Source organism: Catenibacterium sp. RTP21428st1_D7_RTP21428_210409, assembly GCF_040227455.1.
Taxonomy (GTDB): Bacteria; Bacillota_I; Bacilli_A; order Erysipelotrichales; family Coprobacillaceae; genus Catenibacterium; species Catenibacterium mitsuoka_A.
On the sequence record NZ_JBEHVX010000137.1, the window covers coordinates 1 to 3380 of the forward strand.

Consider the following 3380-nt stretch of genomic DNA (forward strand, 5'->3'; position numbering starts at 1 on the left):
AATCATTTTACTGTTTATATAGATAAAATTGAGGGTAGTGTATTTATGCTATGTGATATAGATTTTTGACACTACCAGAAAAAATAGGAGGTATAATTATGAAATTCGGAAAAGTATTATTCGGTGTAGGATTAGGCGTTTTAGCTGGTTTATTATTTGCACCTAAGAAAGGTAGCGAATTAAGAGAAGATATTAAAGCTAAATCAAAATCTACTTATGACTATTTAACAAGTCTTACTAGAGAAGATGTTGAAGCTAAGTTAGGAGAAACAATTGAAAATATTAAAAAGTCAGTAGATGAATTTGATCCTGATGATTTTAAAGAAACTACTAAAGAAAAAGTAGATGAAGTACAGAAAAAGTTAGAAATTCTAGCAGAAAAAGTAAAATCTAGTGAAAATTTTGAAAAGGTGAAAGGTTCAGTTGTAGAAGTAACTGGACGTGTGAATCAGAAAATCGATGAAGTGAAAACAATGATTAATGATAAGGCTGCCATGATTGATGAAGATGTGATTGATCAGCAAATTGATGATGTTGAAAAACAGCTAGATGAAATGATTGAGGAAATCAAGGACTAGTATGAAGAAGAAAGTAACAATCTATGATGTTGCAGAAGCAGCTGATGTTTCACTTGCAACAGTTTCAAGAGTAATTAATGGTTCAAATGTTGTAAAGCCTGCAACAAGAGAACGTGTACTTGAAACAATAAAACGACTCGATTTCAAGCCTAATCAGATTGCAAGAGGTCTTGCAACTAGTAAAACTACAACTATTGCAGTTGTATTCCCACAGTCACTATTTGGACATGTAAAAGATATGATTGGTGGTATTGGAGATACTGGACGTACTTTAGATTTCAATATCATTATGTATACAACTGATGAACTTGGTTTAGGTAACCCGATTGAAGAAGTAATTGAGAAAGTTATTAAATCAAGAGCTGATGGTGTTGTATTATTTAACAATAACTGTATTGATAAAGAAATTGATCTCATTAAAAAATACCGTATTCCTGCAGTTGTTGTTGGATATAAGATTTCTGATGAAGATATCTGTTCTGTATATGTTGATGCAAAGAGTATTGCATATGATATGACTAAACAGTTTATAGAACAGGGTAAAAAGGATATCTGCTTTGTAAGAGCTACTCAAAACTTAGTTGATTTAAATGATTTTGCGAAGGGTATTGAAGAAGCATTTAAAGATAGTGGTGTAACACTTCCTGAAGATTATATTGTGGATGTTTCCAACCACTATGAAGAAAGCTACCCTCAATTAAAGGAATATTTTGATACTCATAAGCATGATGTTGTTTTAACAGGCTATGACAAGGAAGCAGTCGCTGTTGTCAATGCAGCAATTGATCATGGTATCAATGTGCCTGAAGATATGCAGGTTGTTGGTATGATGGATACAAGTTATGCGACTATTTGCCGTCCACCTCTTACTACTATTCATGTCCCTGTATATGATATGGGTGCTATCGCAATCAGACTTCTTACAAAGATCTTAAATCATGAAGAAATTGATGAAGCAGAAGTGCCAATGCATTATACATTCATCAAGCGTGATACAACTAAATAACCAAAGAAGGATGCTGAGGCATCCTTTTTAACTGGTTTAGATTGTGCTAAAATAGTATCGGTCATTATAATTACTGGGAGGATTATATATGATTAAAAATCAATCTGATACTGCAAATATATTACGAGAAAGAAGTAAACTCAATAAGCGCTTGGCTTATGAAGGTTTACTTGTTGGTATCGTGTCAGGTGCTGTCTGTATCGCTTATCGTCTTGTTTTATCAAATGCAGAATCTATTTATTTTACTATAAGGGACTTTGTCGCACATAACGTGTCTTGTTGGCCTTTGTGGATCATTGGCCTTATTGTATTAGGTCTTATTATTTCAATCTTTTTAAAGTGGGAACCTATGATTGGAGGCTCTGGTATTCCACAGCTAGAAGCAGAAGTACAGGGACGTATTGATGAATGCTGGTGGAGAGTCTTACTTGCGAAATTCTGTGCAGGTGCACTTGCACTTGTAGGCGGCTTATCATTAGGGAGAGAAGGTCCAAGTATCCAGCTTGGTGGTATGATTGGCAAAGCTCTTGCGAAAAAAGGCAAACGTGTAAAAACTGAAGAACGTTATTTAATGACAGCAGGTGCTGCAGCAGGCTTATCAGCCGCATTCAATGCACCTCTTGCAGGTATCATGTTTGCTTTGGAAGAAGTTCATAAGAACTTCTCTACAAGTGCACTTGTTTCTGTGATGATTGCATCTATTACTGCGGATTTCTTAAGTAGAAATATCTTTGGTTTATCACCTACTTTAGCTTTCTCAATCAAAGAAACATTCCCTTTGAAGAACTATATCTGGGTTATTATTCTTGGTATTGTCGCTGGCGTATTAGGTGCTTTCTATAATAAGGTTACAATGGGAACTATTAAACTTTATAAGAAAACGCCATTCTTGAAAAAACATCAAAGAGTCATTATACCTTTGGTGTTATCTGGAATTTTAGGATTTTATTGTCCACTTGTCATGGGTGGAGGACATAAACTTGTAGAATATCTCAATGAACCAAATCTTGTTTTATCTACTCTTGTCTTATTATTTATATTAAAATTACTTATTTCGTGTGTTTCATTTGGATCAGGTGCTGCTGGAGGAATCTTCTTCCCACTACTCATTCTTGGAAGTCTCATTGGTGCAAGTGTAGGTAAGATTGCTATTATGTGTGGCGTTCCTTCTGAGTATTTTATGAACTTCATTATTATGGCAATGGCTGCTTACTTTAGTGCTATTGTAAGAGCACCGATTACTGGTATTGTGCTTATTGCGGAAATGAGTGGAACTTTAAAGATGCTTCTACCAATTTCACTTGTGTCATTTGTTTCATATTATGTGGCCAATCTTTTACATAGTGAACCGATTTATGAAAGTCTTTTAACGAATCTTTTAAACAATCAGCCTTATCATTCTATGGATGAATATGCAGATAGTAAGGAACTCATTGGCTATACAGTTGGTTTTGGTTCAAATGCCTGTGATCACTATATTAAAGATTTACAACTTCCACGTCGTAGCTTAATTGTTTCCGTTATTCGTGGTGGAGAAGAAATTATTCCAAAAGGGGATACAAAGCTCATATCAGGAGACCGTATTATTGTCTTAGTAGATGCATTCCATCTTGATGAAACGAAGCTGATGTTGGAAAGTGTCTTCACAAGCTGATATGTCAACCGAAATTGATAATGTCTCAAAAATAATCAAACATTAGCACCACAACGGTGCTTTTTTTTTGCAGCATAATTCGCAAAGCTGTTTTTTCTCCAAGGATGATCCATTGGAGGAATATACTTTTTCTTTTCTTTCT

3 protein-coding genes are annotated in these 3380 nt (G+C 34.7%); all 3 read left to right on the forward strand.

The features are described from left to right. Positions 1 to 98: 98 nt before the first annotated feature. Entirely contained in the window at positions 99 to 578 is a 480-nt protein-coding gene (locus ABUA27_RS12325) for a YtxH domain-containing protein (RefSeq protein WP_022425138.1), read from the forward strand. Position 579: 1 nt separating this feature from the next. Beyond that, positions 580 to 1584: a LacI family DNA-binding transcriptional regulator gene (locus tag ABUA27_RS12330; protein ID WP_129982376.1), complete on the forward strand. Its 1005-nt coding sequence runs from the start codon at positions 580 to 582 to the stop codon at positions 1582 to 1584. Between the two features lie 88 nt (positions 1585 to 1672). After that, entirely contained in the window at positions 1673 to 3238 is a 1566-nt protein-coding gene (locus ABUA27_RS12335; protein ID WP_349820828.1) for a ClC family H(+)/Cl(-) exchange transporter, read from the forward strand. Positions 3239 to 3380: the final 142 nt, after the last annotated feature.

Excerpts from the sequence above, each read along its gene's own strand:
- ABUA27_RS12335 (WP_349820828.1), top strand. The coding sequence starts at position 1,673 with ATGATTAAAAATCAATCTGATACTGCAAATATATTACGAGAAAGAAGT.
- ABUA27_RS12325 (WP_022425138.1), top strand. The coding sequence starts at position 99 with ATGAAATTCGGAAAAGTATTATTCGGTGTAGGATTAGGCGTTTTAGCT.
- ABUA27_RS12330 (WP_129982376.1), top strand. The coding sequence starts at position 580 with ATGAAGAAGAAAGTAACAATCTATGATGTTGCAGAAGCAGCTGATGTT.